3 protein-coding genes are annotated in these 3084 nt (G+C 60.5%); all 3 read left to right on the top strand.

The features are described from left to right. The first annotated feature begins 54 nt into the window (after positions 1–54). Entirely contained in the window at positions 55–375 is a 321-nt protein-coding gene (locus JOZ06_RS14845; RefSeq protein ID WP_293233782.1) for a hypothetical protein, read from the top strand. 159 nt (positions 376–534) lie between these two features. After that, positions 535–2739 carry a CRISPR-associated endonuclease Cas3'' gene (locus JOZ06_RS14840; RefSeq protein WP_293233780.1) on the top strand — a complete coding sequence of 735 codons (2205 nt, stop codon included), beginning with the start codon at positions 535–537 and terminating at the stop codon, positions 2737–2739. Positions 2740–2766: 27 nt separating this feature from the next. Next, positions 2767–3084, top strand: a 318-nt coding sequence (cas5c, locus tag JOZ06_RS14835; protein ID WP_293233778.1) for a type I-C CRISPR-associated protein Cas5c, incomplete at its 3' end; no start/stop codon positions are given.

Raw genomic sequence — 3084 nt, 5'->3', positions numbered from 1 at the left:
AGGTCAGCCTCCCACCCCTGACTGGGTGGGCCTCTCTCAGTAAGGAGATGCCATATGGCGACCGAACTCAACTCCCTTCATGTTTCTACCCTGCAAGACCGTTTGACGCGTCTGCGTCAATCCGGTGGCGAGTTGCTGCAAGCCACGGGACTGGACGAACTGCTGCCGCTGTTCGATCAAGCGGTGGCGGCACAACCGCGGCTTGAGCGTGCGGTGCATAGTCTGGTCGACGCGGTGGCCACACTGCACGCGGCGCGCAGCCTGCTCTCGAGCGCCGGCGAAGAGCCGGTGGCGGCGGCCAGCGTCAACGCGCTGTTGGAGGCGCCGTACCGCACGTTGCGCGATCAGGCGATGGAACTGGCGGAGGTGTTGTAAGGCGGGATTCGTGATCGATTGAGTATGGAGAAAGGGTCAAGCCCGGGAGGGTTTGGTCCTTTGTATCGCGAGAGAGAATTAATACCAAAATCATTTTATGGCTTGATTTGTCAACCAAATGGTATGCTGCCGGTTGATGATAGGTGCGATAGGAAAACCATGTTTTTCGCGCATTCCAACGACACGGGCGATGAGAGTGGTTGGCAACCGTTAGCGGAACATCTGCATACGGTCGGCCAATCGGCGGGGCAATTTGCTGATGTTTTCGGGGCAGGGTCATTAGGCGAGGTCAGCGGATTGCTGCACGACCTCGGCAAATATACCGACAAGTTCCAGCAACGGTTGCGTGGTGGCGATCGCGTGGATCATGCCACCCGTGGCGCGCTGATCGCACACGAAAAATACGGCTTGCCTGGATTGTTGTTGGCATATGGTATCGCCGGGCACCATGCGGGGCTGGCGAATGGACGTGAGCGTGGCGATAGGCCTTCTTTGCATGATCGTATGACGTCGGATCTGCCTGAGCTAGATGGGGCTTGGCGGCAGGAAATTCATTTACCGGATCAACCGCTCCCTTCGCCCCAGGGGTTTCGTCTCGATAAAACACGTCTGGGGTTTCAGCAAACCTTCCTCGCCCGCATGCTGTTTTCTTGTCTTGTCGATGCCGATTACTTGGATACCGAGGCGTACTACCGCCGATTTGATCCCCATCCCAAACCTGCGCGCGGCTCGCCTGTCACGCTCGTACAACTGCGTGCGCAGTTAGATACCCACCTGGCGACATTACCCGACCAGGGCGAGGTGAATCGCCTACGTGGCGAGATTCTACAAGCGGTGCGCGCCAAAGCCGCGCATGCGCCCGGTCTATTTTCCCTGACGGTGCCGACGGGCGGCGGCAAGACGCTAGCATCGCTGGCGTTTGCGCTCGACCACGCCATTGCCCATGGCTTACGGCGCGTGATTTACGTCATTCCGTTCACCAGCATCGTCGAACAAACCGCCGGTGTATTCCGACGCGCTTTCGGCGATCTGGGGGACGTAGCGGTGCTGGAGCACCACAGCGCCTTTAGCGATGATCCCGGCAAAGAACCCGAGGCGCGCGACAAGCTGGCGCTGGCAATGGAGAACTGGGATTGGCCGGTGGTTGTGACGACGTCAGTACAGTTTTTCGAAAGCCTGCACGCCGCGCGGCCTGCTCGCTGCCGCAAACTGCACAATATCGCCGGTAGCGTGGTGATCTTGGATGAAGCGCAGGCGTTGCCCTTGGCGCAGTTGCGCCCCTGCGTGGCGGCGTTGGATGAACTGGCGCGCAATTACCGCGTGAGCGCTGTGCTGTGCACCGCGACGCAACCGGCCTTGCAGGCCGAGCACTTCCCCGGCGGTTTCACGAACGTCACCGAGTTGGCGCCCGAGCCGCCGCGGCTGTTTCAGGCGCTGGAGCGTGTGACGGTACGACACATTGGTCCGGTAGAGGATGAATCGCTGGCCGCGCGCTTTGCCGATTCGCCCCAGGCATTGTGCATCGTCAATAGCCGCCGTCATGCCCGTGACTTGTATCAGCGTATCGCGGCATTGCCCGGCGCCCGGCACCTGACCACGCTGATGTGTGCCAAGCATCGCAGCGAGATGTTGACCGCCATTCGTACCGATTTGAAAGACGGCCGCCCGGTGCGGTTGGTGGCCACGAGCCTGATCGAGGCTGGCGTGGACGTCGATTTTCCCACCGTTTGGCGAGCCGAAGCGGGGCTGGATGCGATTGCTCAAGCTGCCGGGCGTTGTAATCGCGAGGGGAAACGTCCGCTGGCGGACAGCGAGGTGTTGGTATTTCGCAGTGACGCTTGGCCCGCGCCGCCCGACTTGCGTCAGTTCGCCCAGACCGCGCGCGAAGTGCTGCGCAATCATCACGGCTCGCCGTTGGCGCAAGACATGATGCAGCACTACTTTCGTCTGCTGTATTGGCAGCAAGGCGAAAACACGCTGGATAAGGCCGAACTGCTGAAGCGGCTGGCCGATAGCCGCCTGGAGAACCTGCCATTTGAATATCTGGCCAGTAAGTTCCGCATGATCGAATCGGCGCTGATGCCGGTCATTGTGCCGTTCGACGACGACGCTCGCCGGCTATTGGACGATTTGGCGTATGTCCAGGGTGTGAGCCCCATCGCCCGCCAACTGCAACCTTATCTGGTTCAAGTACCTCGCAGCGCCTTTGCCGAACTTCGCGCCGCCGGCGCGATTCAGCCGGTGAACCCCGAGCGTTTTGGCGAGCAGTTCGTGCGATTGGTTAATGAAGACTTGTACGACCCGGCATTCGGCTTGCGCTGGGATAACCCGACGTTTGTCGAGGCGGAGAAGACCGTGTGGTGATGTGACTGAGAGTAACAAGGGGGCAGGATGAGTTACGGAATTCGTTTACACGTATGGGGTGAGCGTGCGTGCTTCACGCGGCCGGAGATGAAAGTCGAGCGCGTGTCCTACGACGTGATCACACCCTCGGCCGCGCGCGGCATTCTCGAGGCGATTCACTGGAAGCCGGCCATTCGCTGGACAATCGACCGCATTGGCGTGCTCAAGCCGATCAAGTTCGAGTCCATCCGCCGCAACGAGGTGGGAAGCAAACTTTCCGCAGCCAGCGTCGCCAAGGCGATGAAAGCGGGGCATGTCGACGGTTTGGCCGCGTACGTGGACGAGGATCGGCAGCAACGCGCCGCG

Origin of the sequence: Paludibacterium sp. (assembly GCF_019232825.1) — a bacterium.
Taxonomy (GTDB): Bacteria; Pseudomonadota; Gammaproteobacteria; order Burkholderiales; family Chromobacteriaceae; genus Paludibacterium.
This window is presented reverse-complemented; position numbering and strand designations above follow the sequence as displayed.

Coding starts and splice junctions, on each gene's coding strand:
- JOZ06_RS14845 (WP_293233782.1), top strand. CDS start 55: ATGGCGACCGAACTCAACTCCCTTCATGTTTCTACCCTGCAAGACCGT.
- JOZ06_RS14840 (WP_293233780.1), top strand. CDS start 535: ATGTTTTTCGCGCATTCCAACGACACGGGCGATGAGAGTGGTTGGCAA.